Origin of the sequence: Cellulosimicrobium sp. XJ-DQ-B-000 (assembly GCF_031119065.1) — a bacterium.
In the GTDB taxonomy this organism is placed as follows: Bacteria; Actinomycetota; Actinomycetes; order Actinomycetales; family Cellulomonadaceae; genus Cellulosimicrobium; species Cellulosimicrobium funkei.
This window is the reverse complement of record NZ_JAVHYN010000002.1, coordinates 316607-342481: the sequence shown is the minus strand read 5'-3', so window position 1 is coordinate 342481 and position 25875 is coordinate 316607. Positions and strand designations below refer to the sequence as shown.

The 25875-nt window shown below is 74.8% G+C and carries 22 protein-coding genes; 12 read left to right on the top strand and 10 right to left on the bottom strand.

Features of this window, described 5'->3' with window-relative positions; genetic code table 11:
• The first annotated feature begins 79 nt into the window (after positions 1 to 79).
• A complete protein-coding gene (locus RDI86_RS05435; RefSeq protein WP_076403620.1) occupies positions 80 to 727 on the top strand; it encodes a GNAT family N-acetyltransferase in 648 nt (215 codons plus the stop codon).
• A gap of 159 nt (positions 728 to 886) precedes the next feature.
• On the opposite strand, the gene RDI86_RS05430 is transcribed toward RDI86_RS05435, so the two are convergent.
• Entirely contained in the window at positions 887 to 1066 is a 180-nt protein-coding gene (locus tag RDI86_RS05430) for a CsbD family protein (protein ID WP_308820890.1), read from the bottom strand.
• A gap of 92 nt (positions 1067 to 1158) precedes the next feature.
• On the opposite strand from RDI86_RS05430, the gene RDI86_RS05425 reads away from it, so the two are divergent.
• Positions 1159 to 1767: a GNAT family N-acetyltransferase gene (locus tag RDI86_RS05425; RefSeq protein WP_009866996.1), complete on the top strand. Its 609-nt coding sequence runs from the start codon at positions 1159 to 1161 to the stop codon at positions 1765 to 1767.
• A 100-nt stretch (positions 1768 to 1867) separates the two neighbouring features.
• On the opposite strand, the gene RDI86_RS05420 is transcribed toward RDI86_RS05425, so the two are convergent.
• Genes RDI86_RS05420 through RDI86_RS05410 form a run of 3 tightly spaced genes read right to left on the bottom strand, consistent with a single transcriptional unit; the run spans position 1868 to position 5716 of the window.
• On the bottom strand, positions 1868 to 2935 hold the full coding sequence (locus tag RDI86_RS05420; protein WP_308820889.1) for a MaoC/PaaZ C-terminal domain-containing protein: 1068 nt from the start codon (positions 2933 to 2935) through the stop codon (positions 1868 to 1870).
• Complete coding sequence (locus RDI86_RS05415) at positions 2932 to 4308, bottom strand: 3-oxoacyl-ACP reductase (RefSeq protein ID WP_308820888.1); 1377 nt, start codon at positions 4306 to 4308, stop codon at positions 2932 to 2934. Before RDI86_RS05415 ends, RDI86_RS05420 begins: the two co-directional genes overlap by 4 nt.
• Positions 4309 to 4333: 25 nt before the next feature.
• Positions 4334 to 5716: an acetyl-CoA C-acetyltransferase gene (locus RDI86_RS05410; RefSeq protein WP_308820887.1), complete on the bottom strand. Its 1383-nt coding sequence runs from the start codon at positions 5714 to 5716 to the stop codon at positions 4334 to 4336.
• 228 nt (positions 5717 to 5944) lie between these two features.
• Between RDI86_RS05410 and RDI86_RS05405 the strand changes: the two genes are divergently transcribed.
• Together RDI86_RS05405 and RDI86_RS05400 are read left to right on the top strand one after the other, a co-directional pair.
• Positions 5945 to 6745, top strand: a complete 801-nt coding sequence (locus RDI86_RS05405; RefSeq protein WP_076403608.1) for a TetR/AcrR family transcriptional regulator — start codon at positions 5945 to 5947, stop codon at positions 6743 to 6745.
• Positions 6742 to 8874: an acyl-CoA dehydrogenase gene (locus RDI86_RS05400; RefSeq protein ID WP_076403605.1), complete on the top strand. Its 2133-nt coding sequence runs from the start codon at positions 6742 to 6744 to the stop codon at positions 8872 to 8874. Before RDI86_RS05405 ends, RDI86_RS05400 begins: the two co-directional genes overlap by 4 nt.
• Positions 8875 to 9154: 280 nt before the next feature.
• Here the strand turns inward: RDI86_RS05400 and RDI86_RS05395 are convergent, their stop codons facing one another.
• Complete coding sequence (locus tag RDI86_RS05395) at positions 9155 to 10237, bottom strand: DUF2599 domain-containing protein (RefSeq protein ID WP_308820886.1); 1083 nt, start codon at positions 10235 to 10237, stop codon at positions 9155 to 9157.
• Positions 10234 to 10674, bottom strand: coding sequence for an NUDIX hydrolase (locus tag RDI86_RS05390; protein WP_061267120.1), 441 nt, complete (start codon positions 10672 to 10674; stop codon positions 10234 to 10236). The genes RDI86_RS05395 and RDI86_RS05390 overlap by 4 nt, the downstream gene beginning before the upstream one ends.
• 247 nt (positions 10675 to 10921) lie before the next feature.
• Between RDI86_RS05390 and RDI86_RS05385 the strand changes: the two genes are divergently transcribed.
• The 3 genes from RDI86_RS05385 to RDI86_RS05375 are packed head-to-tail and all read left to right on the top strand — an operon-like array spanning position 10922 to position 14214.
• Positions 10922 to 11218: a hypothetical protein gene (locus RDI86_RS05385; RefSeq protein WP_128957619.1), complete on the top strand. Its 297-nt coding sequence runs from the start codon at positions 10922 to 10924 to the stop codon at positions 11216 to 11218.
• Positions 11219 to 11245: 27 nt separating this feature from the next.
• Positions 11246 to 11899 (top strand): ABC transporter ATP-binding protein, encoded by a 654-nt coding sequence (locus RDI86_RS05380; RefSeq protein ID WP_076403599.1) that lies wholly within the window; start codon positions 11246 to 11248, stop codon positions 11897 to 11899.
• On the top strand, positions 11896 to 14214 hold the full coding sequence (locus RDI86_RS05375; protein WP_308820885.1) for an FtsX-like permease family protein: 2319 nt from the start codon (positions 11896 to 11898) through the stop codon (positions 14212 to 14214). Before RDI86_RS05380 ends, RDI86_RS05375 begins: the two co-directional genes overlap by 4 nt.
• A gap of 69 nt (positions 14215 to 14283) precedes the next feature.
• Here the strand turns inward: RDI86_RS05375 and RDI86_RS05370 are convergent, their stop codons facing one another.
• Positions 14284 to 15747, bottom strand: coding sequence for an APC family permease (locus tag RDI86_RS05370; RefSeq protein ID WP_168944791.1), 1464 nt, complete (start codon positions 15745 to 15747; stop codon positions 14284 to 14286).
• A gap of 62 nt (positions 15748 to 15809) precedes the next feature.
• Positions 15810 to 16919 carry an EamA family transporter gene (locus RDI86_RS05365; RefSeq protein WP_308820884.1) on the bottom strand — a complete coding sequence of 370 codons (1110 nt, stop codon included), beginning with the start codon at positions 16917 to 16919 and terminating at the stop codon, positions 15810 to 15812.
• A 91-nt stretch (positions 16920 to 17010) separates the two neighbouring features.
• On the opposite strand from RDI86_RS05365, the gene RDI86_RS05360 reads away from it, so the two are divergent.
• The 3 genes from RDI86_RS05360 (at position 17011) to RDI86_RS05350 (ending at position 18963) form a co-directional block, all read left to right on the top strand.
• The gene (locus tag RDI86_RS05360) at positions 17011 to 17964 is read left to right on the top strand and encodes a LysR family transcriptional regulator (RefSeq protein ID WP_076403593.1); all 954 of its coding nucleotides are present in this window, start codon (positions 17011 to 17013) and stop codon (positions 17962 to 17964) included.
• Positions 17961 to 18506, top strand: a complete 546-nt coding sequence (locus tag RDI86_RS05355; RefSeq protein WP_308820883.1) for a hypothetical protein — start codon at positions 17961 to 17963, stop codon at positions 18504 to 18506. The genes RDI86_RS05360 and RDI86_RS05355 overlap by 4 nt, the downstream gene beginning before the upstream one ends.
• 70 nt (positions 18507 to 18576) lie before the next feature.
• Entirely contained in the window at positions 18577 to 18963 is a 387-nt protein-coding gene (locus RDI86_RS05350; RefSeq protein WP_061267114.1) for a DUF1304 domain-containing protein, read from the top strand.
• Positions 18964 to 19015: 52 nt separating this feature from the next.
• On the opposite strand, the gene RDI86_RS05345 is transcribed toward RDI86_RS05350, so the two are convergent.
• The gene (locus RDI86_RS05345; RefSeq protein WP_021482313.1) at positions 19016 to 19291 is read right to left on the bottom strand and encodes a hypothetical protein; all 276 of its coding nucleotides are present in this window, start codon (positions 19289 to 19291) and stop codon (positions 19016 to 19018) included.
• A gap of 163 nt (positions 19292 to 19454) precedes the next feature.
• On the opposite strand from RDI86_RS05345, the gene purL reads away from it, so the two are divergent.
• On the top strand, positions 19455 to 21827 hold the full coding sequence (gene purL / locus RDI86_RS05340) for a phosphoribosylformylglycinamidine synthase subunit PurL (protein WP_061267112.1): 2373 nt from the start codon (positions 19455 to 19457) through the stop codon (positions 21825 to 21827).
• Between the two features lie 231 nt (positions 21828 to 22058).
• On the top strand, positions 22059 to 23066 hold the full coding sequence (locus RDI86_RS05335) for an endonuclease/exonuclease/phosphatase family protein (protein ID WP_061268349.1): 1008 nt from the start codon (positions 22059 to 22061) through the stop codon (positions 23064 to 23066).
• Positions 23067 to 23150: 84 nt separating this feature from the next.
• Here the strand turns inward: RDI86_RS05335 and RDI86_RS05330 are convergent, their stop codons facing one another.
• Positions 23151 to 25859, bottom strand: a complete 2709-nt coding sequence (locus RDI86_RS05330; RefSeq protein ID WP_308820882.1) for an MMPL family transporter — start codon at positions 25857 to 25859, stop codon at positions 23151 to 23153.
• Positions 25860 to 25875 lie beyond the last annotated feature (16 nt).

Here is a 25875-nt window from a genome sequence, read left to right as displayed (position 1 = left end):
CCGGGTCGTCGCCGAGCGTTGTCCACCGCGACGCCGGACCCTCTTGGCGCGGTGTTCCGCGTGTGCTCTGATATGCGCTGTGCTGCACGACGTCGTCCTCTCGGGGCACGGTTTCCGGCTGGAACCGCTGGCCCTGGAGCACGCTGAGACGCTGGCCGGCCTCGTCGACGAGGCGATGTGGTCAGGGATGAGCATCCCCCTGCCCTACGGGGTCGCGGGGATGGCCGATCTCGTGGCCGCGACCCGTGCGGCCCCGGACCTCACGGGCTTCGTCGTGCGCGCCGTCGACCCCGACGGCGCGCCCGGCGCCGTGCTCGGCAGCACCGCGTTCCGCGACCTGTCGCTCGTCGACCGCCGCGTCGAGGTGGGCCGCACGTTCTACGCGCGCTCCACGTGGGGGAGCCTCGTCAACCCCGTGACGAAGTGGCTGCTGCTGCGCCACGCGTTCGAGACGTGGGACGTGCACCGGGTCGGCTTCCGCGTCGACACGCGCAACGAGCGCTCGCTCGGGGCCATGCGCCGTCTCGGCGCCCACGAGGAGGGCGTCATGCGCGGCCACCGCACCGCGCCCGACGGGACGCGCGCCGACTCCGTGCTGTTCTCGATCCTCGCGCCCGAGTGGCCCGGGGTCGAGGTGGGCCTCCTCGCGCGGATCACCGCCCCGCGCGTCGTCCCGGTGCTCGCCCCGGCGCCGTCGGCCGACGTCCGGCCGCTCGCCGCGTCCTGACCGTCGCGGCTCCCGCTCGTCGCGTCCTGACCGCCGCGGCTCCCGGTCGTCGCGTCCTGACCGTCGCGTCCCGGTCGTGGCGTCCCGGTCGAACGGTCCCGGAGACGCCACGAGGGCCCCGCCGGAGCGGAGCCCTCGTGAGCAGAACGGTGGAGCACGTCAGCGGTCGAACGCGTCCTTGACGTCGTCGCCCGCCTGCTTGACGTTGGCCTTGGCCTTGGCCTGGTCAGCCTGGCCCTCGGCCTCGAGCCGCTCGTTGTCCGTGAGCTTGCCCGCGCCTTCCTTGAGCTTGCCACCCGCCTCTTCGGCGGCGTGCTTGGCCTTGTCTCCGAGTCCCATGGGTGCTCCTCTCGTCGGTACCTCTCGACCGTAACCACGGTCGGCCGGCTTCGCACGCGGTCGGGGCACCGGTGGTGTGGTGGGATGTGCGGGTGCAGCACGACACCGTCCTCGAAGGCTTCGGCGTCCGCCTCGAACCGCTCGCCGCGACCCACGCGCCGGCGCTCGGCGCCCTCGTCGACGACGGCATCTGGGCGGGCATGTCCAGCGCCGTCCCGCGCGGCACGGAGGCGATGGAGGGCTACGTGCGCGACGCGGTCGCCGCGCCGGGCCGGCTCGCGTTCGCGGTCCTCGGTGCTCCCAGCGCTCCCGGTGCACCCGGTGCGGACGGCGCGACCGCCGACGCCGTGGTCCGTGGCTCGACGTCGCTCTACGAGTGGGTCCCGTCCCAGGGCCGGGTCGAGCTCGGGTCCACGTTCTACGCGCGCGAGTGGTGGGGCGGTACGACGAACCCGGCGTGCAAGTACCTCCTGCTGCAGCACGCGTTCGAGGACCTCGGGGTCGCGCGCGTCGCGCTCCGCGCCGACGCCCGCAACAGCCGGTCCATCGGGGCGATCCGGCGCCTGGGCGCGGTGCCGGAGGGCGTCCTGCGCAGCCACCGCGTGGCGCCCGACGGCTCCCGCCAGGACACCGCCTACTTCTCGGTCCTCCGCGACGAGTGGCCGACCGTCCGCGACGGCCTGCTCGCCCGCCTGCCCTGACGGACCGGCACGCCGAGCACGAGCCTGCGCGGCGTCGAGCACGGGGTAGGTGTCGTCATGCGCTCCAGAACGACATCAACCCCGTGCTCGGCGGCGGGGGTCAGGGACGCGGGGTGACGCGGCCCGCGAGGTGGAGGCGGCCCTTGCCGTCCCACGCCTGGTAGGTGACGCCCGTGCCCGGGTCGCCCGCGCCGTCGGGCACGGCCGCCGCGACCTGCCCGACGGCGTCCCGCACCTCGGCGGCCACGTCGCCCGCCGGGCGCAGCGCGACGTCGACCGTGCCGGGCAGCAGCACCGGCTTGGCGAACGTGACGGTCCAGTCGTAGGCGTCGCCGCAACCGGGACCCGCCTCGGCGAGCGCCCGCGCCGCGGTGTACATGCCGTGCGCGATGGCCCGCGGGAACCCGAACGCCTTGGCGCCCAGTGCCGACGTGTGGATCGGGTTGCGGTCGCCCGACACCGCCGCGTACGCGCGGCCCGTCCCCGCCCCGAGCGCCCACCGTGCGGTGGGCAGGGGCGGGACGAACGCGGGCGGGCCGTCGGCGTCGGCCGGGGCGGGGCCGCCCGGGAGGGAGGCGCCCTTCGCGAGGTACGTCGAGACGCCCCGGTAGGCGAGCGTCGTCGCGGCCAGCCCGCTGCCCGCGGCGCGCTCGTCGTCCGTGCGCAGCACCGAGACCTCCGTGACGAGGTCCACCTGGACACCGCGGCGGTGCGGGCGCAGGTCCTGCGCCCACGCGCGGACCTCGAGCGCGTCCCCGAGCCGCACCGGACGCAGCACGGACACCGAGTTCGCGAGGTGCACCATGCCGAGCAGCGGGAGCGGGAAGTCGGCCCGCACCATGACGGCCGTCGCGAGCGGGAACCCCAGCACGTGCAGGTACCCGGCGGGCAGGACGTCCGACGGCGCCTCGCCCACGAGCCGCGCGTACCGCGCGAGGTGCGCGGCGGTGCCCACGTGGCCCGGTGCCGCGTCGTCGCCCGTCGGGACGGCCGCGACGCGGTAGGTGACGTCCGGGAGCGTGAGCTCCGTCCGGCCGCCCCGGACGGGCAGCCGGTGCGCCGCCGCGATCCGGCCCGACGCCGCGAGCCCGCGCACGTACAGGCCGCCCAGACCCGGGACGGCAGGCAGCGTCTCGACGCGCGCCGGGGCGCCCGCGGGCGCCGTCACCGGCCCACCACGTTCTGCCCGCACACGCGCAGCACCTGCCCGTTGACGCCCCCGGCCGCGGGCGACGCGAGGAACGCGATCGCCTCGGCCACGTCCACGGGCTGGCCGCCCTGCTGGAGCGACGCGACGCGGCGCGCGACCTCGCGCTGCACGAACGGGATCGACGCCGTCATGTCCGTCTCGATGAAGCCCGGCGCGACGGCGTTCGCCGTCCCGCCCGGGCCCCCGGGCGCCGCGAGCAGGCGGGCGAACGCGCGCGTGTGCCCGATGACGCCCGCCTTCGAGAACGCGTAGTTCGCCTGGCCCCGGTTGCCCGCGATCCCGCTCGTCGAGGCGAGCGACACGACGCGCGGCGCGGAGGAGAACCCGTTCGCGCCGAGCAGGTACTCCGTGATCCGCAGCTGCGCGGCGAGGTTCACCGCGACCACCGCGTCCCACTTGTCGGGCGACATGTTGGCGAGCAGCTTGTCGCGCAGGATGCCGGCGTTGTGGACGAGGACGTCGAGCCCGCCGTGCCGTGCGCGCGCGTGCTCGAGGATCCGGGCGCCCGCGTCGTCGGCGGTCACGTCGAGTTGCAGCGCCGTGCCCTTGATCTCGTTCGCGACCCGGGCGAGCGCCTCGCCCGCCGCGGGCACGTCGACCACGACGACCTTCGCGCCGTCGCGCGCGAGCGTCCGGGCGACCTGCGCCCCGATGCCGCGGGCCGCGCCCGTGACGACGGCGACCTTGCCGGCGAGCGGCTGGTCGAGGTCGGCGGAGGTGCTGCCCGCGGCGCCGTCGGTCGCGCTCGGTCCCACGCGGAGGAGCTGGCCGTCGACGAACGCCGACTTGGCGGACAGGAAGAAGCGGAGGGTCGCGAGGACGCTCGGGCTGTCGACAGGGGCGTCGTCGGTCACCTGGATGCCGTTGGCGGTCGCGCCGTAGCGCAGCTCCTTGGCGACGGACCGCAGGAACCCGTCGACGCCCTCGCGGGCGGCGGCGAGCTCGGGGGAGTCGGTGTCGGCGGGGCCGCGGGAGATCGTCACGACGCGGCCGTTGGGCGCGAGGCGGCGGAGCGTCGCCGAGAGCGCCATGACGGGCGCGGACGCGTCCTGCGGCCGCTCGATCCCGCTGAGCACGACGACGACCGCGCCCCAGCGGGTCGTGTCGTCCGGGGTCTGGCGGACGTCGAGGTCCCAGCCGAGCAGGGCCTCGGCGACGAGGTCGGCGTCGTCGCGCACGCCGGGCGTGCCGCCGAGCACGAGCACGGGCCCGACGGTGAGCGGGTCGCCCGCGCGGAAGCGGCGCAGGACCGCGGGGCGCGGGAGGCCGAGCTTCTTGGCGAGCGTCTTCGTGAAGCCGGAGTTGACGGCCTGGACGTAGGAGTCGGTCACGGTGTTCCTCTCGGTCGTCGGGGCGTCAGGCGGCGTCGGTCGCGGGGACGGACTGGAGGATCGCGGCGACGCCGAGGCCGCCCGCGGCGCACACGGAGATCAGCGCACGCGCGGGCGCCCCGGTCTCGGCGGTGCGCTGCGCGAGGAGCTTGGCCGCCGTCGCGACGATGCGCCCGCCGGTCGCGGCGAACGGGTGGCCCGCGGCGAGCGAGGAGCCGTTGACGTTGAGCCGCGAGCGGTCGATCGAGCCGAGCGCGCCGTCGAGCCCGAGCTCGGTGCGGCAGTACTCGTCGTCCTCCCAGGCCTTGAGCGTCGTGAGCACGGTCGACGCGAACGCCTCGTGGATCTCGTAGAGGTCGAAGTCGCCGAGCGTGAGCCCGTTGCGGACGAGCAGGCGGGGGACCGCGTGCGCGGGGGCCATGAGCAGGCCCTCGTGGCCGTGCACGAAGTCGACGGCGGCGGTCTCCGCGTCGACGACGCGCGCGAGGAGCGGCAGGTCGCGCTCGCGCGCCCACTCGGCCGAGGCGAGGAGGACGGTCGACGCGCCGTCGGTGAGCGGGGTCGAGTTGCCCGCCGTCATGGTCGGGGTGACGCCTTCCAGACGCTTGCCGTACACCGGCTTGAGCGCGGCGAGCTTCTCGAGCGACGAGTCGGCGCGCAGGTTGTCGTCGCGCACGAGCCCGCGGAACGGGGTGACGAGGTCGTCGAAGAACCCGGCGTCCCACGCGGCCGCAAGGTGCTCGTGGCTCGCGAGCGCGAGCTCGTCCTGCGCCTCGCGCGAGATGTCCCAGCGGGCCGTCGTGATCGCCTGGTGCTCGCCCATCGACAGGCCGGTGCGCGGCTCGTCGGTCGCGGGCGTGAGGGGCGCGAGGTCGGCGGGGCGGACCTTCGCGAACGCCTTGACGCGCTGGCCGAACGTCTTGGCGTGGCTCGCCTCGAGCAGCGCCCGACGCAGGCCCTCGCTCACGGCGATGGGGGCGTCGGACACGGTGTCGGAGCCGCCCGCGACGCCCGACTCGACCTGGCCGAGACGGATCTTGTTCGCGACGGCGATGGTCGCCTCCAGGCCGGTCGCGCACGCCTGCTGGAGGTCGTAGGCCGGGGTCTGCGGGGAGAGCGACGACCCGAGCACGGACTCGCGCACGAGGTTGAAGTCGCGGGAGTGCTTGAGCACGGCGCCGCCGACGACCTCCCCGAGCCGCTCGCCCTGGAGGCCGAAGCGCGCGACGAGCCCCTCGAGCGCGGCGGTGAACATCTCCTGGTTGCTCGCGGACGCGTACTTCTTGCCGGCGCGGGCGAACGGGATGCGGTTCCCGCCCACGACCCACGCGTCGCGGGGAGCGCCCGCGGGGGCGTCTTCCCGGGGGGACTGCTCGGGGGTCGGGCGGGGGCTGGTGCTGGTGGCCACTGTGCCTCACTTCCTGTCCGTGCTCGCTGCGCTGCGTTCGGTGCCGGCCCGGGAGAGCGCCTCGGCACGGCGTGCGCGAGACGGGGGAGAGGGCCGGTTGGTGTCCAATACCAAGAGTACCTGATACTCTCGGTTTCGTGAGTCGGGTCACAGGGCTGTGTCCTGCCCCGGCACGGCACCCGTGACGAGGTGCCGACGACATCGAGGTCGGGCGCAACGGAGGACGACGTGAACGCAGGTGCCGACGCGCGACCGGTCACCCGAGGGCGGGTGCAGCCGGCCGCGGTGGTCGACGGTCGGTCGACCCGCTGGGACGAGCACCGGGCGGCGCGCCGCGCGGAGCTCATCCGGGCGGCGAGCAAGGCGGTGCACCGGGGAGGCCCCGGGGTCTCCATGGACGAGATCGCGGCGGCGTCGGGCACGTCGAAGTCGATCATCTACCGCTACTTCGACGACAAGACCGGGCTCCAGGTCGCCCTGGGCTCCGCCGTCGTGGGGCAGATGCACGACGCCCTGACCCAGGCGGCCGAGGCCGCCGAGACGCCCAAGCGCGCGCTGCGCGCGATGGTCGGCGTGTACCTCGAGATGATCGAGAGCTCGCCCAACGTGTACTACTTCGTCACCCGGACGAGCGCCGTCGCGGGGACGGAGGAGCCCGCCGCCCAGCTCGCGGCGAGCGGCCTCACCCAGGGCGCGGGCGGCGCCGACCGCGCCCCGCTCGCCGCCTTCCTCGACTCGGTGATCGAGCTCGTCGCCGAGCCGTTCGCCCGGGTCACCGACGTCTCCCCGGCCGACGCCGCGGCGTGGGCCGCGGGCGCCGTCGGCTTCGTCCGGGGCGCCGGCGAGTGGTGGCTCGCCCACCGCGAGCGCGCCGACGTCCCCGACCGCGAGCAGCTCACCGAGCGCGTCGCCGCGTGGCTGTGGGCCGGCCCCGTCGGCGTCCTCTCCCACAACCCGGGCACGACCCGCCCGGACGCCGTCCGCCCTCCGCACCCGGCGACCGCCTCAGACCCCAAGGAGAAGCCATGACCGCCACGTCCGACCGTCCCGCGCTCGCACCGCGCACGACGAGCGCCGGCGACGCGGGCCCGACGTCGCAGGGCGACGCCCGCGTCGACGTCGCCGCGCTCGAGAAGATCCTGCTCGGCCGCTGGGCCGACCTGCGCGCGACGGCGCGCGCGACCGCGGGCGAGGAGGCGTTCCAGCGCGTCGAGGGCCTGAGCCTGCGTGAGCACCGCGAGCGCGTGCTGGAGCAGATGCACCTGCTCGTGGGCAAGGGCCAGGTGTGGCGCGGGTACCCGGAGCGCCTCGGCGGCGCGGACGACGCGGGCGGCAACCTCGCCGGGTTCGAGGAGCTCGTCGCGGCCGACCCGTCGCTGCAGATCAAGGCGGGCGTGCAGTGGGGGCTGTTCGGCTCGGCCATCCTGCACCTGGGCACGCCCGAGCAGCAGGACCGCCTCCTGCCGGGCGCCATGGACCTCTCGGTGCCGGGTGCGTTCGCGATGACGGAGATCGGCCACGGGTCCGACGTCGCGAGCATCGCCACCACGGCGACGTACGACCCGGAGACCGAGGAGTTCGTCATCCACACCCCGTTCCGCGGGGCGTGGAAGGACTACCTCGGCAACGCGGGCGTGCACGGCGTGGCCGCCGTCGTGTTCGCGCAGCTGATCACGAAGAACGTCAACCACGGCGTGCACGCGTTCTACGTGCCCATCCGCGACACCGCGGGCGAGCGCGACGAGCTCGGTCGGCTGCCCTTCCTGCCCGGCGTGGGCGGCGAGGACGACGGCCAGAAGGGCGGGCTCAACGGCATCGACAACGGGCGCCTGCACTTCGACCACGTGCGGGTCCCGCGCACCGACCTGCTCGCCCGCTACGGCTCGGTGGACGCCGACGGCACGTACTCCAGCCCCATCGACAGCCCCGGGCGCCGCTTCTTCACGATGCTCGGCTCGCTCGTCCAGGGTCGCGTGTCGCTCGACGGCGCCGCGGTGACCGCGGCGAAGCTCGGCCTCGCGATCGCGGTGCGGTACGCGAACGAGCGCCGCCAGTTCACGGGCGCGACGCCGACGGAGGAGGTCGTGCTCCTCGACTACGGCACGCACAAGCGTCGCCTGATCGTCCCCATCGCGGAGACCTACGCGGCGCACTTCGCGCACGACCGCCTGCTCGACCTGTTCCACTCGGTGTTCTCCGGTGAGGAGGACACCCCGGAGCAGCGCGAGGACCTCGAGACGACGGCGGCCGCGCTCAAGGCCACGAGCACGCGGTTCGCGCTCGACGTGCTCCAGGAGACGCGCGAGGCGTGCGGCGGGGCCGGGTTCCTCACGACCAACCGCATCACGAGCCTGCGCGCCGACCTCGACGTGTACGCGACGTTCGAGGGCGACAACACCGTGCTGCTCCAGCTCGTCGCGAAGCGCCTGCTCGCCGACTACGGCAAGCAGTTCAAGGGCATCACCCCCGGCCAGATGGCGCGCGTCGTCGTCGAGCGTGCGGGCGACATGGCGCTGCACCGCACGCCGCTCAAGCGGGCCGCCCAGGCGCTCGCGGACGTCGGCGACCCGCGCCGCGCGGCCGGCCACCTGCGCGACCCCGAGACGCAGCGCGCGCTGCTCACCGACCGGGTCGAGACGATGGTCGCGGACGTCGCGCAGGCGCTGCGCCCCGCGCAGAAGGCCGACCCGGAGACGGCGACGAACCTGTTCAACGCCCACCAGGTCGAGCTCGTCGAGGCGGCCCGCGCCCACGCGGAGCTGCTGCGCTGGGAGGCGTTCACGCAGGCGCTCGACACGATCGAGGACGCGGGCACGCGCGAGGTCCTCACCACGGTGCGCGACCTGTTCGGCCTGAGCCTCGTCGAGCGGCACCTCGCCTGGTACCTGCTCAACGGGCGCCTCTCGACGCAGCGCGCGCGCACGGTGACGAGCTACCTGGACCGCCTCATCGACCGGCTGCGTCCGCACGCGCAGGACCTCGTGGACGCCTGGGGCTACGGCCCCGAGCACCTGCGCGCGACGATCGCGACCGGCATCGAGAAGGAGCGCCAGGACGAGGCGCGCGACTACTACCGGCGCCTGCGCGCGAGCGGCGACGAGCCGCGGAGCGAGAAGTCGCTGCGCAAGGCCGCGAAGGGCGGCCCGCAGGCCCGCTGACCACCCCGGCGTCGTCCTCGGCGCCACCCCGGAACGTCCTCGGCGTCGCAGGCGGAGCGGTACCGCTGCCGAGGGTCAGGCCCGGGCGGCACGACGTCCACCAGCCGTCGTGCCGCCCGGGCCGTTGCCGTCTCGGTCTCGTTCTCCGTCTCGGTCGCCGAGCACGAGGTTCCTCTCGTTCCGAGGCACATGCCGACAGGAACCTCGTGCTCGACGGGGAGGGACGTCGTGCTCGGCGGCCGAGCCGGTGCGCGGGCCGCAGTCGGGACGACGGCGGCGGTCAGGCGGGGTTGCAGCGCGCGGACATCGTGGCGAGGAGCCCGACGTCGGGCCGCCAGGGCTCGAGGTTCCACGTCGCCTTGTCCGGGGTGCCGACGGCGTGGCACACGAGCTGGTCGTGCATCGTCGGGGTGTCGGCCTCCGGCTCGGCGGCGACGACCTGCGCCCACACGAGCTCCTGGCCCGCCTGCCCCGCGGCGCGGGCCCACGCGGTCGGGTCGACGGCGAGCGACCGGCCGCCCTCGCGCTCGCCCCAGTCGGTGCTCCGCACCGCGCGCGTGCCGAGCGGGACGACGACCTCCCACGCCCCGGCGGCGTCGGTCGTCGTGGTCTCGCCCGGGTCCCCGTCGGGAGCGCTCGCCGCGTCGTCGCCGCCCGGCGCCGTCCCCGCCGTACCCGCCGTCCCCACGAGCGTCACCTCCGCGCGGTGGGCGTCGACGAGCGCGACCCGGACGCGCGGGGTCCCGGGTGCGGGGGTGTCCGCCGCGGGGCCGGCGTCCGTGCCGTCGGCCGTCCCGCCCTCTGCCCCGCTCGCCCCGTTCGCACCGTCGGCGCCGTCCGCGCCGGGCGTGCCCGGCGCGCCGTGCCGGCCCACGACGCGCGGGGCGCCGAGCCCGCCGACGGGCGTGCTGCCGTCGTCCAGGACGGTGAGCGTGCCGTCCGGGTGGCGCACGAGCGAGCCGCCCTCCACCGAGACCACGGCTGGGGCACCCGCAAGGGCGAGCGTGACGTCGGACGCGCCCTCGGCGTCGGCCGTGACCCGAGGGGGTGCCGCCCCGCCCGACGCCGGCGGGGGCACGGCGAGCTCGACCGTCGCCGTCCCCACGGGAACGCGCACGGACGCGGGCTCGGTGTCGCTGTGCCGGTCGCCGTCCGGGTCGTCCGCGGCGCGGCCGTCCTCCGTGGTGGCGCCAGGGCCGGGGGACGGGACCCGCGCCGGTGCGGACGTCACCACGTCTGGGTCCGGCGGCGGGGTGCCGGGCGTGCACGCGGCGAGCGCGACCGGGACCAGGACGCCGACGGCGAGCGCGCCCAGCACCGTCGTCCCGGGCCGCCCGTCGGCGACCCGGCGCGGGCGGGTCACGACGGCACGGGGAGCAGGCCGGCCCAGCGGCGGGCCACGTCGACCAGGCCGACGCGGTCCAGCGCGTCGACCTCGTCGGGCGTGAACCAGCCGACGTCGTCGGTCGACTCGTCCTCCTCGACGCGCAGCTCGCCGCCTACCACGTGGGCCCGGTAGACGATGCGGATCGCGTGCAGCGACCGGTCGCGGTCCTCGGGCCGGATCCGGTCGGCGGCGTCGATCACGAGGCTGTCGACGCCGAGCAGGCCGTCGAGCTCGACGTCGTAGCCGGTCTCCTCGCGCACCTCGCGGACGGCCGCGGCGGCGGGGTCCTCGCCCGGGTCGATGCCGCCGCCGGGCAGCGTCCAGCCGCCGCGGTCCCCCTCGCTCCAGTGGGGGAGGAGCATCCGGCCGTCCTCGCGGACGACCACGGCGTAGGCGGCGACGCGGATCTGCATGGACCCATCATGCGCGACGGGCTCCCTCCGTCCGGCGCGGTGCGTCGGTCCCTCGGCTCCCCGGAGGCCAGCTCGGGGCGCTGGTCGGTGACGGAGCCCGCCGCCCGCCCCGGGAGGCGACGTCGTCGACGGACGTCCGTGTCAGCATGTGGAAGGTCCCCCCGCGCACGCGGGCGGGAGAGGACGATCCTCCCGTTCGTCCCAGGGGGGGCGTCAGGAAGGGGACATCGCGATGAGGCGAAAGATCATGGCTACCGTGACCGCGGCGGCACTGGCCCTCGGAGGGGCCGTGCTCGTCCAGGGGTCGGCGGAGGCCGCGCTGTGGGCGAACTGCTCGGGGCAGATCCTGAGGAACGGCGCCGGTCAGAGCGCACCGCGGATCTCGTGCACGACCGTCGGTCCTCGGACCGAGGCGCGCGGGAAGCTGGACTGCACGGCTGCGCCCGACACGGCCACCGCCTGGGTTCGCGCGTACCAGAGCTCGACCGGGGGCTTCTGCCTGTTCGGCGCCCGCGGCTACTCCTACGAGGTCCGCGGGTACTAGCGACCACGGCGTCGTAGGGAGCAGAGCATGACCACGGTCGAGTTCCGGGATGCGACGCTCGTGGTGGGGAGGGGGCGCGTGGCGCGCCCCCTCTTCCGCGGGTTCTCACGGGTGTTCCGCGCAGGGTGCGTGACGGCCGTCGTCGGCCCGTCGGGGAGCGGCAAGACCAGTCTCCTGCGGGCCGTCCTCGGAGAGGTGCCGCTGTCGGCCGGGTCGGTGCACGTGGCCGGGCGAGACGTCGGTCGGCTCCGGGACAAGTCTGCGCTTCGACGGACCTCGGTCACGACGATCGCGCAGGACCTCAACCTCGTCGACACCCTCACGGCCGAGGAGAACGTCCTGTTCGGGCTCAGGGTGGCAGGGGTCCGCGGTGCCGAGGCCCAGGTCGAGGGCTGGTTCGAGCGGCTCGGCATCGCCGACGTCCGTACCATGCTGCCGACGACGCTCTCGGGCGGCGAGCGGCAGCGGGTCGCGATCGCGCGTTCCCTGGCGTCACCACATCCCGTCGTGCTCGCCGACGAGCCGACGGGAGCGCTCGACGAGGAGAACACCCGCATCGTCGTCGAACAGCTCAAGTACTTCTCGTCCGAGGGAAAGTGCTGCATCGTCGTCACGCACGACCCCGTCGTGGCCGCGGGTGCCGACGAGGTCGTGGCGTTCCACGAGGGCTTCGTGGGATGAGAGCCGTCACCCCCGCGGGCCTGGGCGTGCGCAACCTGCGGGGGCTGTGGCGGCACTCCGCGTTGCTGGCGGTCGTCGTCGCGGTCGTCGTCGCGGGGACGTTCGCTGTGTTCTCGGTGCGCGGCAGCGCCCAGTACTCCGGTGAGGAGCTCGCGCGCATCGCCATGGGCGAGGCGGACCTCCAGGCACGCTTCGCGGGGGGCGACGTCGCGTCCGTGCCCGAGGTCGAGCCCGGGCCCGGGACCGGCATCGCTCGCGTGCTCACCGACACCGACCTGCGCACGACGCTCGTCGCGGGCACCGCGTCGCAGATGCTCGACGGGCGGGTCGTCGCCTACGAGGACCCGATGACGACGGGGATCGTCACCTTCGCCCGCGACGTCTCCGGCTCTCCCGAGCTCGCGCTGTCCCCGGCAGCGGCCGACCGCCTCGGGGTCGTCCTCGGAGACACGGTCGGCGTCCGGACTGCCGGGTCGACCGTGACGCTGACCTTCACCGACGAGGTGCGGTACGCCGGCGCCACCGACGCCGCGTTCTTCCTGATCTCCCCGGCCGGGGCCGACGCAGCGCAGCTCGAGCAGATCGTGGACGGCGCGTCGAGCTCCTTGACTCCCCGATGGCTGGTCGAGAGCACGGACCCGCTCGTGACGGGCCAGCGTCTGCGCGACCTGGGGCTCACGGTGGCGACACGAGGCGGCTTCACGGCTCAGCCACCGACGGACCTGGTCGACGTCGATCTCGTGCTGGGCGGTGTCGGGCTGGTGGCCGCCGGCGTCCTCGGCGCCACGACGGCCTCGCTGGCGCAGGCGCGCGGGCGCCAGGACGCGATCCTGCGCGCGCTGGGTGCGACGAGGCGCGAGCGGCGGACGGTGTGGTCGGTCCACGCGGGCGCGGCAGCGGGAGGTGGTGCGGCGGTCGGCCTCGTGCTCGGGGCAGTCGTGACGCACGTGGGCGTCGCGCTGCTCTCGGGCGTCGTCCACCAGGACTGGGGCGGCATCGACTACGCGTGGCTCCCGGGGATCCTCGCCGCTGCGCTCGCGAGCGCTGCCGTGCTCGTGGTCGTCGTCGGCGGTGTCCGTGAGCCTGCCGCGGCAGGGGAGCCGGCTCGTGCGAGGGGACCCGCGTGGACGCGCCGCGGTGGCTACACGGTGCGTGTGGCCGCACGCCTCGCGACCCGATCCCGGGGACTTCGGAGGGTCGGGGTGGTCGTCGTCGGCTCGGCGGTCGCCGTGAGCTGCGCGGGTCTGGCGACGGTGGAGGCCGCCCGGGAGAGGGCGGCCACGGCCTACGTCGCGGCGGTGCCCGTCGGCGATGCGGAGCTCCGGACGGGCCGAGCGCTGACCGACGCCGAGCGGTCGGCGATCGAGGTGAGCGGCAACCTCCGGGTGATCGACGACGCACGGGCGTCGTTCACGGTCGACTCGGCGGGCACGGACGTCCCGGTCGTCCTCGAGAGCGACTTCACCCGCTGCGCGCGCGCCGGGGCCGTCGACGACTGCCTCGACCGAGCAACCCTGCAGGACGACCGGTCGGTGCTCCTGGTGGACGGCGCCGACGAGGCTGCGGCGCTCCTCGGTCGAGACGTCACGGCCGAGGAGAGGAGCGCGCTCGACGAGGGGGACGGGCTCCTCCTGGTCGAGCCGGACGACGACGTGGTGCTCGTGCCGCCACCCGGCTACAGCGAGTCCGAGACGGACTTCCGCCGGGCGCTCGATCCGGTCGCCGTCGACGGGTACGCGACGTTCGGCAGGCTTCCGGCCCTGATCGTCTCCGCGGAGCGCGGGGTGGAGCTGGGGCTCTTCGAGGAGAGGAGCGGGCTGGGGTTCTCCTTCCTCGTCCCTCAGACCGGGGCGATCGACGAGAGCGTCGTCCGGACCGCGCTGCCGGCAGACGTCTCCGGCACCGCCGAGCTCGTCGTCGAGGCCGGGCCGCCTCTCGTCGGGATCCTCGACACGATCGCCCGCACCACGCTCCTCGTCGGCAGCGGGCTCGTCGTCCTCGTCGTCCTCCTCCTGGTCGCGGCCTGGGCAGAGGACAGCGCGCCTCAGCTGCGCGCCCTGGCCGCCGTGGGAGCACGTCCGCGGATGCTGCGCGGGGTCCTCGTGCTGCGCAGCCTGGTGTCGGTCCTCCCCGCGGTGCTGCTGGGCCTCGGGACCGCCGCGGTCCTCGCGGGCGCGTTCGCGCTGGTCGCCGGAGCCCGTCCCTCCGGGGCGGGAGACGCGTGGTGGCTACCGGTGCTCGTCGCGGTGCTGGGGTCGGGCGCCGCCGCGTGGCTCCTGGCTCCCGTGCCGCGGCAGTCTCTCGCGCGGCGCTGAGGCGGGTGGCGCGGCCGATCGTCGGTCCCGCGGTGCCCATGCGCCTCCCGCCGAACGGCGGGTCGTCGGTCACTCGTCGTCGATGCCGTCCTCCAGGCGGGACACGTCGGAGAACGCGATCCGGCGGTGGCGCACCGAGCGGTTGTAGAGCCACGTGACGAACGAGAGCACGACCCCGAGGGCCACGAGCGCGCCCGCGATGACGTACTGCTCCTGCTGGTCGGCGCTGCGGGCCCACGGCCCGGCGAGGTACGCGCACGTGAGGGCGCCGAGCACCGCGAGCCAGGTGCGGGTGCGGAAGTGCTCGTGGTCGACGCGGTCGCGGCGCAGCACGAGGAGCGCGATGTTGACGATCGTGAACACGACGAGCAGGAGCAGCGACGTCGTCCCGCCCAGCAGGGCGACCGCGTTGGTGCCCGCCGCGGTCCCGGACTGCCGCACGACGTACACGATGAGCGCGAACGCGATGGCCGTCGTCACGAGGATCGCGACCCACGGCGTGCGGCGGAACGGGTGCACCTGGCCGAACGCACGCGGCAGCACGCCCTGGTTCGCCATCCCGTAGAGCAGGCGGGACGCCATGAGCATGTTGATGAGCGCCGAGTTCGCGACGGCGAACATCCCGATGAACGGGAAGATCGTGTCGAACGGCAGGTTCGGCGCGCCCGCCGCGACGACCTGCGTGAGCGCCGACCCCTTGGCGTCGTCCGTGAGGTCGCCCACGGGGACGAGCGCGACGGCGGTGATCGCGACGAGCACGTAGATCGCGCCCGTGATCGAGAGCCCCGTGAGCATCATGCGCGGGAAGTCCCGCACGGGGTTCTTGCACTCCTCCGCCATGTTCACGGAGTCCTCGAACCCGACCATGGCGAAGAACGCGAGCGTCGTCGCGGCGGTGACGGCGAGGAACACGCTCTTGTCGTCGGCGCTCTCGAACACGACGACGCGCGAGAAGTCGGCGCGGCCCTGCGTCGTCGCCCACAGCCCCACGAAGACGACGAGCAGGAGGCCGGACAGCTCGACGAGCGACAGCACGACGTTCGCCTTGACGCTCTCACCGACCCCGCGCAGGTTGACGAGCGCGACGAGGGCCATGAAGGCGAGGGCGATGAGCAGGCGGCCGTCGCCGCCCGTCGGCAGCCCGAGCCCGAACCCGTCGGAGACGAACCCCGCGAACGCGTTGGACGCCGTGGAGGCCGAGGTGATCCCGGAGCTCATGACCATGAACGCGACGACGAACGTCAGCAGGTGGATGCCGAACGCCTTGTGCGTGTAGAGCGCGGCGCCGGCGGCGCTCGGGTACTTCGTGACGAGCTCGAGGTAGGAGAACGCGGTGATCGTCGCGACGACGAACGCGAGCAGGAACGGCAGCCACGCCGCCCCGCCGACCTCGCCCGCGACCTGGCCGGTGAGCGCGTACACGCCCGTGCCCAGGATGTCCCCGACGATGAACAGCAGGAGCAGCTTGGGCCCCATGACGCGCTTGAGCTCCGGTTGCTGCCGTTCCTGCGTGCGGCCCGCGGTCTCGCTCATGAGAGGCTCCCTCGCGTCTCGGACGTCCCGGACTCCCATGGAACCCCCGCGCGGGCGTCCTGTCAGCGCGAACGCGCGCGTGTCGCGGTCGGACCGTCGGTCGCGGTCGCGTCGGGGCGCCCGGGAGCGGGCGCAGAGGGCGGGCCTGCCGCGAGGGAGGACGGCACCGCGACGGAGGGCGCCCCCGCGCCAGGCACGACCGCCGTGCCGGGCGGGCGCTGTCGCCCCAGGACGCCCGTCGTCGTCGCGACGCCCAGCAGGAGCACGGCACCGCCCACCACCTCGGCCGCGTTCGGCACCTCGTCGAGCACGAGCCACGCGGCGAGCATCCCGACCGGCGGCACGAGCATCGTGAACGGCACGACCGCCGACGCCGGGTACCGCGCGAGGAGCGTGTTCCAGATCCCGTAGCCCACGAGGCTCGCGAGCCAGGCGGTGTAGAGGGTCGACAGGACCGGCGCGAGCGTGAGGTGGGTGAGCGCGTGCCCGACGGCGTCCGGCCCGTCGAGCGCGAGCGACAGCCCGAGCATGGGGACCGGCACCACGAGCGCCGACCACACCGTCATCGACAGCCCCTCCAGCCCCGGCCGCGGGGAAGAGCCCCGCCCCGCCGAGGCAGACCCCTGGTCGCCCGAGGTAGAGCCCTGGGTGCGCGAGGTAGAGCCGTGGTCACGGCGGCTCCCGGCGCGTCGGGCGACGACGTTCCCGACCGCCCACGACGCCGCGGCGGCGAGCGTCACGACGAACGCGAGGGCCGGCGTCGAGGCGCTGCGGCCCACGCCGACGACGACCAGCCCGGCGGCGCCGACCAGCACGCCCACGAGCTGCGCGCGCGTCGGGACCTCGCGCAGCGCCGCGGCGGCGAACAGCACGGTGAGCCCGACCTGGGCCTGCAGCACGAGCGACGCGAGCCCGGCGGGCATGCCGAGCGCGAGCGCGGTGTACAGCAGGCCGAACTGGCCGAGGCTCATGAACGCGCCGACGAGCAGCACGTCCCGCCACCGCGCGCGGGGCCGCGGCACGAGGAACACCGCCGGGACCAGGACGACGAGGAAGCGCAGGGCGACGAACAGCGTCGGCGGCATGTCGCCGAGCCCGAGGTCGATGACGACGAAGTTCACACCCCAGACGACGGCGACGAGGACGGCGAGGAGGGACGGGCGCAGCGGCATGGCATCGAGGGTGCGCCCGCGGCATCGTGCACGTCCAGCGCACAGTCGTGCACGGTTCCCGGTAGCCACGCTTCCGAATAGCATCGGTCGCATGATCGACCTCGCCGCCGTGGACGCCCTGCTCGCCGTCGAGCGCACCGGCACCGTGCACGCCGCGGCACGCGACCTCGGGTACACGCCGTCCGCCGTCTCGCAGCAGGTGAAGCGCCTGGAGCGCGACCTCGGCGCGCGCCTGCTCGACCGCGAGGGGCGGGGCGTCGTCCTCACGGCCGCAGGGCGGCGCGTCGTCGAGGAGGGCCGCGCGCTGCGCGAGCAGGTCGAGTCGCTGCGGGCCCGCCTGCACGACGCCGGGGCGCGCCCCACGGGGACCGTGCGCCTCGGGTCGTTCTCGACGGCGGTGCGCGGCGTCGTCGCCCCGCTCCTCGCGCGGGTGCGCGACGACGTGCCGGACCTGCGCCTCGTCGTCGAGGAGACCGAGCCGTGGGACGCCGTCGCGGCCGTCGCGGCGGGCACGCTGGACCTCGCGCTCGTGCACCACTGGGAGGGCGTCGGCCTCGCGCTCCCGCCGAGCCTGCGCGCCGAGGAGCTGTTCCGCGACGAGGCCGACGTGCTCGTGCACGCGTCGAGCCCGCTCGCGGGGCGGGCCGCGCTCACGCCGTCGGACCTGCTCGACGAGACCTGGGTCTGCACGCCCGACGGCACCATCTGCTACGAGTGGTTCTGCCACATGTTCGCGCGCGAGCCGCGCGTCCCGCGCATCGACTTCCGGTGCCTCGAGTTCGCGTCGCAGGTCGAGGTCGTGGCCCAGCGCCTCGCCGTCGCGCTCGTGCCGCGCCTCGGGCGCGGCCCGCTGCCGACCGACGTCGTCGCGGTGCCCGTGCACGAGCCCGTCCCGACCCGCCCGGTCACGGTCGTGTGGCGCGCGACCATGACCGACGCCCCCGCGGTGCGCTACCTGCGCGAACGCCTGCGCGTCGCAGGAACCCGGCACGGCCGCGAGCCGTTAGGCCCCGTGAGCACACCTGCCGACGAAGGGGCACGATGACCGAGCACGCGCCGACCCGACGGGCCGCCGACCCGCGCACCGTGGCGATCGCGGGGCTGTCCACCGTGGCGTGGTACGCCGTGCCCGACGTCGTCCGCCCGCGCTGGGCGCGCGCGCTCGTCAAGACCGCGGTCGCGACGGCCGCCGTCGTGCTGACGTTCACCTCGACGACCGAGGGGACCGAGGCGCGCGAGGGCCTGCGCTCCCTGCGCGACGCGGCCCGCGAGGCGGACGCGGACGAGACCGACGCGGAGGCCGAGATCGCGACGGCCGACGGCGCCCCGCGCGAGGACAACACCTGGGCGACCGACGACGACGCCACGCCGGTGCCGGCGGGCGTCGCCGTCGCGGGCGCGGCGGCCGGGCTCGCGCTCGCGACGACCCTCGTCGTCGCGGGCGAGAAGTGGGTCTACCGGCGCGGGGAGCGCCTGCGCGAGCGCGGCGTGCGGCTGCCGCACACGCGCGTCGGGCTCGTGGTCGGCGCGCTGGCCGTGGCGCTCGCGGCGGCCGAGCCGCTCCTGTGGAACGCTGAGGAGCGCTGAGGCAGCGACACCCGGTCGGTACGCCGGGGTCTGCGCACCGTGCGGCCTCGCGGACCGGGAGGGACCGACGATGATCGGGTTCGGGCTGGCGCTCGCGGGGGTCGCCGCGGCGATCCACGTGTACATCTTCGTCATGGAGTCGCTCACGTGGACGAGCGACCGCACGCGCGCCACGTTCGGCACGTCGCCGCAGGAGGCGGCGGCCACGCGCGAGATGGCCTTCAACCAGGGGTTCTACAACCTGTTCCTCGCGGTGCTCGTCGTGCTCGGCATCGTCCTGTACGCGGCGGACCGGCAGGACGTCGGCCTGACGCTCGTGGTCGCGGGGGCCGGTTCCATGGTCGCGGCGGGGCTCGTGCTCCTCGTCTCGTCGCCGTCGAAGGCGCGGGCGGCGCTCGTCCAGCTCGTCCCGCCCGCGCTGGGCGTGCTGGGCGTCGTGCTGGGGCTGACGCTCTGAGCCGTCCCGCGTACCGCGGTGGCCGCGCTCGGAGTCGCGGCCGGGAGCCTGGTCAGCAGGACGCGGCGACGCGCATGGCGCTGAGCATCTCGAGGCGCGACAGGATGCGCTCGCGCTCGGCCTCGAGCTCGTCCCGGTAGCGGCCCTCCGCCGGTTCGACGGTCTCGACGGCCCCGTGGCCCACGTAGGAGCCCGTGCGCCGGGAGTAGCCGTTGAGCTGGCGCTCGACGAGCGTGAGCTCGTGGCCGAGCCGCTCCAGGTGCGGGTCGAGGAGGTCGCTGGTCCTGCTGCGGTCGGTGCCGGACGTCGGTTCGAGAAGGGTGGTCACCCCTCCATCGGAACCCGGAAACCGGGTTTCCGCACGGCGAGACGCTCGTCTCACTTCTCGGCCGCCCGCGACGCGAGACGCGCGGACGGCCTCTCCGCGGGCGCCGGTAGACTGGCCGCGCGCCGTCGTGCGCTCCCCGCTCAGCGCCCACCCGAGGGAAACGATGACCGCCCCCGCACCCCAGGCTTCCGCACGCTCCGAGGCTCGTCCCGCCGCGTCGACGCTCGACACCGTCGAGCACGCCGCCGCCACGCCCGACGAGGTCCAGCCGTTCGCCGAGCTCGGCCTCAAGCCGGACGAGTACCAGCGCATCCGCGACATCCTGGGGCGCCGCCCCACGGCCGCGGAGCTCGCGATGTACTCCGTCATGTGGTCCGAGCACTGCTCGTACAAGTCCTCCAAGGTCCACCTGTCGAAGTTCGGCGCCGCGACCACGGACGAGATGAAGAAGCACCTGCTCGTCGGCATCGGCGAGAACGCGGGCGTCGTCGACATCGGTGACGGCTGGGCCGTGACGTTCAAGGTCGAGTCGCACAACCACCCGTCGTTCGTCGAGCCCTACCAGGGCGCCGCGACGGGTGTCGGCGGCATCGTGCGCGACATCATCTCCATGGGCGCGCGCCCCGTCGCCGTCATGGACCAGCTCCGCTTCGGCGCCGTCGACCACCCGGACACGGCGCGCGTCGTGCACGGCGTCGTGAGCGGCGTCGGCGGGTACGGCAACAGCCTCGGCCTGCCGAACATCGGCGGCGAGCTCGTCTTCGACTCCTCGTACCAGGGCAACCCGCTCGTCAACGCGCTGTGCCTCGGCGTGCTGCGCCACGAGGACATCCACCTCGCCAACGCCTCGGGCGTCGGCAACAAGGTCGTGCTGTTCGGCGCCCGCACGGGCGGCGACGGCATCGGCGGCGCCTCGATCCTCGCGTCGGAGACGTTCGAGGACGGCGTGCCCGCCAAGCGCCCGAGCGTCCAGGTGGGCGACCCCTTCATGGAGAAGGTCCTCATCGAGTGCTGCCTCGAGCTCTACGCGGCGCAGGTCGTGGAGGGCATCCAGGACCTCGGTGCCGCCGGCATCTCGTGCGCGACGTCGGAGCTCGCCTCCAACGGCGACGGCGGCATGCACGTGTGGCTCGACGACGTCCTGCTGCGCGACCCGACGCTCAACGCGGGCGAGATCCTCATGTCCGAGTCGCAGGAGCGCATGATGGCGGTCGTCGCGCCGGAGAAGCTCGACGAGTTCCTCGCCATCACCGCCAAGTGGGACGTCGAGACCGCCGTCATCGGCGAGGTCAACGACTCCGGCCGCCTGACGATCGACCACCACGGCGAGCGCATCGTCGACGTCGACCCGCGGACCGTCGCGCACGAGGGCCCGGTGTACCACCGCCCGTACGCGCGCCCGTCGTGGCAGGACGGGCTCAACGCCCGCACCGTGGCCGCCGACGCTCTCGCCCGACCCGAGAGCGGCGACGAGCTCCGCGCGACGGCGCTGCGCCTCCTCGCGTCGCCGAACCTCGCGTCCAAGGAGTGGGTGACGAACCAGTACGACCGGTTCGTCCAGGGCAACACCGCGCTCGCGCAGCCCGACGACTCGGGCGTGGTCCGCGTCGACGAGAGCACGGGTCTCGGCGTCGCGCTCGCGACGGACGCGAACGGCCGCTACGGCAAGCTCGACCCGCGCACGGGCGCCCGCCTCGCGCTCGCCGAGGCGTACCGCAACGTCGCGACGACGGGCGCCCGCCCGCTCGCCGTGACCGACTGCCTCAACTTCGGCTCGCCCGAGGACCCCGACTCGATGTGGCAGCTCGTCGAGGCGATCGAGGGCCTCGCGGACGCGTGCCGCGAGCTCGGCGTCCCCGTGACGGGCGGCAACGTGTCGCTCTACAACGGGACCGGCGAGCCGGGGCAGATCGACTCGTCGATCCACCCGACCCCGGTCGTGGGCGTGCTCGGCGTGCTCGACGACGTCGCGCACGCCACGCCGTCGGGCTGGCGCGAGACGGGGGAGAGCATCTACCTCCTCGGCACCACGCGTGCGGAGCTCGACGGCTCGGCGTGGGCCGACGTCGAGCACGGCCACCTGGGCGGCGTGCCCCCGCGGGTCGACCTCGCGGCCGAGAAGGCGCTCGCCGGCGTCCTCGTCAACGCGAGCCGCGACGACCTCGTGTCGGCCGCGCACGACCTCTCCGAGGGTGGGCTCGCGCAGGCGCTCCTCGAGGCGTCGCTGCGCTTCGGCGTCGGGGCCACCGTGTCGCTCGACGCGCTGACCGAGCGCGACGGCGTCACGCCGTTCGAGGCGCTGTTCTCCGAGTCGACGGCCCGCGCGCTCGTCGCGGTGCCTCGCGGCGAGGAGTCCAAGCTCGTCGACGCGTGCGTCGCGCGCGGCGTCCCCGTCCTGAAGATCGGCGAGACGGGCACCGAGCCCGGCGCCGTCGCCGAGTCGGGCGAGGCGCTCGAGGTCGCGGGCCTGTTCACCGTCCCGCTCAGCGAGGCGGACGCGGCCTTCCGCGGCACGCTGCCGGCCATCTTCGGCTGACACCCGCTCCACCGACGCCCCGGTCACCACGTGGTGACCGGGGCGTCGTCGTCCGGTCCCGGTCCAGCCCTCGGTCGAGCACGAGGTTGGCGTCGGGACGGACCCCGGAACGACGGCAACCTCGTGCTCGGCGGACGGAGGGGACGGGCGGGTGGGCGGGTTCGGTGGAGATCACCGGGCGGGCCGGTGGGGCGGGTCGCGGCGGCGGGGCGGCGCTGCGAGAGTCCGGGCATGACCTCGGCCACCACGCGCCTCCCGCCCGCGCGCGTCACGACGCGGCGCCGACCGGGCGGCCGACCCCTCACGGTCGTCCTCGCCACGGGCGTCGTCGCGGTGCTCCTCCTCACGCTCGTGCGCATGCTGCCCGACGACGCGTGGACGCCCGTCGCGCAGCTCGTCGGGTTCACGCCGTTCGTCGCCCTGGGCGCCGCCGTCGGGCTCGTGCTCACGCTGCTCGCGCGCCGGTGGCTGCTCGCGGCGCTGCTCGCCGTCTGCGTCACCGTGCAGGCGGTGTGGCTCGTGCCCGCGTTCGTGCCCGGCCCCGCGCCGCCCGACGACGCGGTGACGCTGCGCGTCATGGGTGCCAACACCTGGTACGGCGCGGCGGACGCGGAGGCGCTCGTCGACCTCGTCCGCACCGAGGACGTGCAGGTGCTCGCCGTGCTGGAGCTCACGACGGACCTGCGCGAGCGGCTCGTCGCGGCGGGGATCGAGGACGTGCTGCCGTACAGCGCCGACGGCAAGGTCGGGCGCGGCGCCATGGGCAGCGGGCTGTGGAGCGCGCTGCCGCTCCGCGACGTGGACGTCGAGCCGTTCTCGAACGACGCGATGCCGTCGGCGACGGTGGAGGTCGACGGCGTCCCGGTGCGGGTCACCGCGGTGCACCCGATCCCGCCGATCCCGGAGTACGTGGACATCTGGCACGAGGAGACGGACGCGCTCGCCGAGCGCGCGCACGGCGACCCGCTGCCCCAGGTGCTCGTCGGCGACTTCAACTCCACCCACGACCACGCGACGTTCCGCCGGCTGCTGGGCGACCGGTTCCACGACGCGTCGCGCGCCTCGGGCGGCGGGCTCGACCTGTCGTGGTCGCCGCGCCCCGGCGTCGTGCCGCCGGTGCTCAACCTCGACCACGTGGTGACCGACCGTGAGAACGTCGTGACCGACGTCGGCTCCCTGCACGTCGTGGGCAGCGACCACCGCGCGATCGTCGCGACGGTGCACGTGCCCCGCCCCTGACGACGACGGACCCGGCACCACCGGCCGACGAGCGGGCTCGCTCGTCGACCGGTGGCACCGGGTCCGGTGCGGGGCTCCGCGGCCTCAGCCGCGCGCGGTCTCCGGCTCGGTCGCGTCCGGGCCGGTCGTGCCCAGCTCGGTGCCGTCGTCGGGCGCGACGCCCTGAGCCGCCGGGTCGGTCGACCCGTCGAGGTGGTGCGGGTGCCGGCGCTCGAGCGCGGCGCCCTCCACGTCGACGTCGGGCAGGATGCGGTCGAGCCAGCGGGGGAGCCACCACGCCTTGTCGCCCACGAGGTGCATGAGCGCCGGGACGAGCAGCATCCGCACGACGAACGCGTCGACCAGCACGCCGAACGCGAGCGCGAACCCGATGGGCCGGATCATCGCGCTGTGCGAGAAGACGAACCCGCCGAAGACGGAGATCATGATGATCGCCGCGGCCGTCACCACGGCCCGGCCCGCGCGGACGCCCTGCACGATCGCGACGCGCGCGGGGGCGCCGTGCGCGTACGCCTCGCGCATCCCCGAGCCGAGGAAGAGCTGGTAGTCCATCGCGAGGCCGAACAGGATGCCGACGAGGATCGTGGGCAGGAAGTTGAGGATCGGGCCCGGCGTCTCGACGCCGAACACCCCCGCGAGCCAGCCCCACTGGTAGATCGCGACGACCCCGCCGAGCGCGGCGAAGTACGACAGGATGAACCCGAGCGTCGCGACGACCGGCACGAAGATCGACCGGAACACGAGCACGAGGATGACGAGCGACAGCCCGACGACGACCGCGAGGTAGATCGGCAGGGCCTGCGCGAGCTTCTCCGAGATGTCGATGTTGCCGCTGGCCGAGCCCGCGACGCCGAGCGTGACCTCGCCGTCGAGCGGCTCGAGGGCGCGCAGCGCGTGCACGAGCTCCTCGGTGGACTCGCTCGTCGGGCCCTCGGCCGGGATCACCTGGAACGCCGCGACCGTGCGGTCCTCGGACGTCCCGATCGGGGCGACCGCCACGACGTCGTCCTGCGCGAACAGCTCCTCGGCCACGCCGACCTGGTACTCGAGCGCCTCGGCCTCGGTGGGCTCGCCCGGCAGGTCGGCGACGACGAGCAGCGGCCCGTTCGTGCCCTCGCCGAACTCCTCGGCGACGGTCGAGTACGCGCGGTACTGCGTGGAGTCGTGCGCCTCGGACGAGCCGTCGGGCAGGTTGGTCCGCAGGTCGAGCGCGGGCAGGGCGATCACGCCGAGCGCGACGACGGAGAGCAGGGCCGTCCCCACCGCGCGGACGGTCGACATGGGGCGCACGGGCTCCGCGGCGGGCAGGCCGCCCGCGGCGCCCGGCTCCGACGACGCGGTCCCGGCCGACGCGCCCGTCGAGGCGCCCGACGACGCGGCGGGCCCGGCGAGCGCGGCGCGCTCGCGGCGGCTGAGGATCCGCGGGCCGATCATGCCGAGGAGGGCCGGCGTGAGCGTGACGGCGATGAGCACGGCGATCGCGACGCACAGCGCACCGACCGTGCCCATGAGGCCGAGGAACGGGATGCCGGTGACGTTGAGCGCGAGCAGCGCGATGAGCACCGTCGCCCCGGCGAACACGACCGCGTTGCCCGACGTGCCGTTCGCGAGCGCGATCGACTCGTGCAGCTCGTCGCCCTGCTTGAGCTGGCGCCGGTGCCGGTTGACGATGAACAGCGAGTAGTCGATCCCGACGGCGAGCCCCAGCATGAGGCCGAGCACCGGCGTCACCGACGACATCTCCACCACCCCGGACAGCGACATCGCGGCGAGCGCGCCGATCCCGACCCCGATGAGTGCCGTGAGGATCGGCAGGCCTGCGCCCACGAGCGTCCCGAGCATGACGACGAGCACGATCGCCGCGACGACGAGGCCGACGGCCTCGCCCACGCCGAACACCTGCGGCACGCCCTGGGCGATGTCGGACGAGAAGTCGGTCTGGACGCCGTCGACCGGGTCGTCGGCGAAGACAGCCACGAGGTCGTCCTTCGTCTGCTGGTCGATGCTCATGTTCGGCTCGGTGAACGTCACGTTCGCGACCGCCGCGCTCCCGTCCGTGGACACGAGGCGGATGTCGGACGCCATGTCGAGCAGGGGAGCGGAGAGCTCGAGCTGCGCGGACTGCTCCTCGAGCGTCGCGCTCTGGTCCTCCAGCGCGTTGACCTGCTGGTCGAGCGTCGTGGCCTGCGACTCGAGCGTGGCGCGGCCCGCGTCGATCTCGGCCTGCTGCGCGTCGAGCTGCGGCGCCGCCTGCTCCAGCCCGCCCGCGGCCTCCGCCTGGGCACGTGCGGCGTCGAGCTCGTCCTGGCCCGCGTCGAGCTGGGCGCGCGCGGCGTCGACCTGCTCCTGCGCGGCGGCGAGCTGCGCGCGGCCGTCCTCGATCTGCTCGCGTCCCGCGGCGATCTGGGTGCGGCCGTCGTCGATCTGCTTCCGCTGGTCGGCGAGCTCCTCCTGCGTCGCGAACGGGTCGACGACCGACGCGACGCCGTCGACCTCCTCCGCCGCGGCGAAGCGGTCCGCGATCGCCGCCTCCTGCTCGGGCGTGAACGGCGCGCCGTCCTCCGTCGCGAGGACGATCGTGCCGCTCCCGCCCGACGCCTCGGGCAGCGCGGTCTGGAGTCGCTCGGTGACGTCCGCGGTGGGGGTGCCGGGGATCGAGAAGCTGCTGGCGAGCGTGCCGCCGAACGCGACGAACGCCGCCCCGGCGAGCACGAGCACCGCGAGCCACGCGGCGAGGACGGTCCGCGCGCGGCGCGCGCACGCGCGGCCGAGGCGGTAGAGGAGTTCAGCCATGAGGATCCTTCGGTGG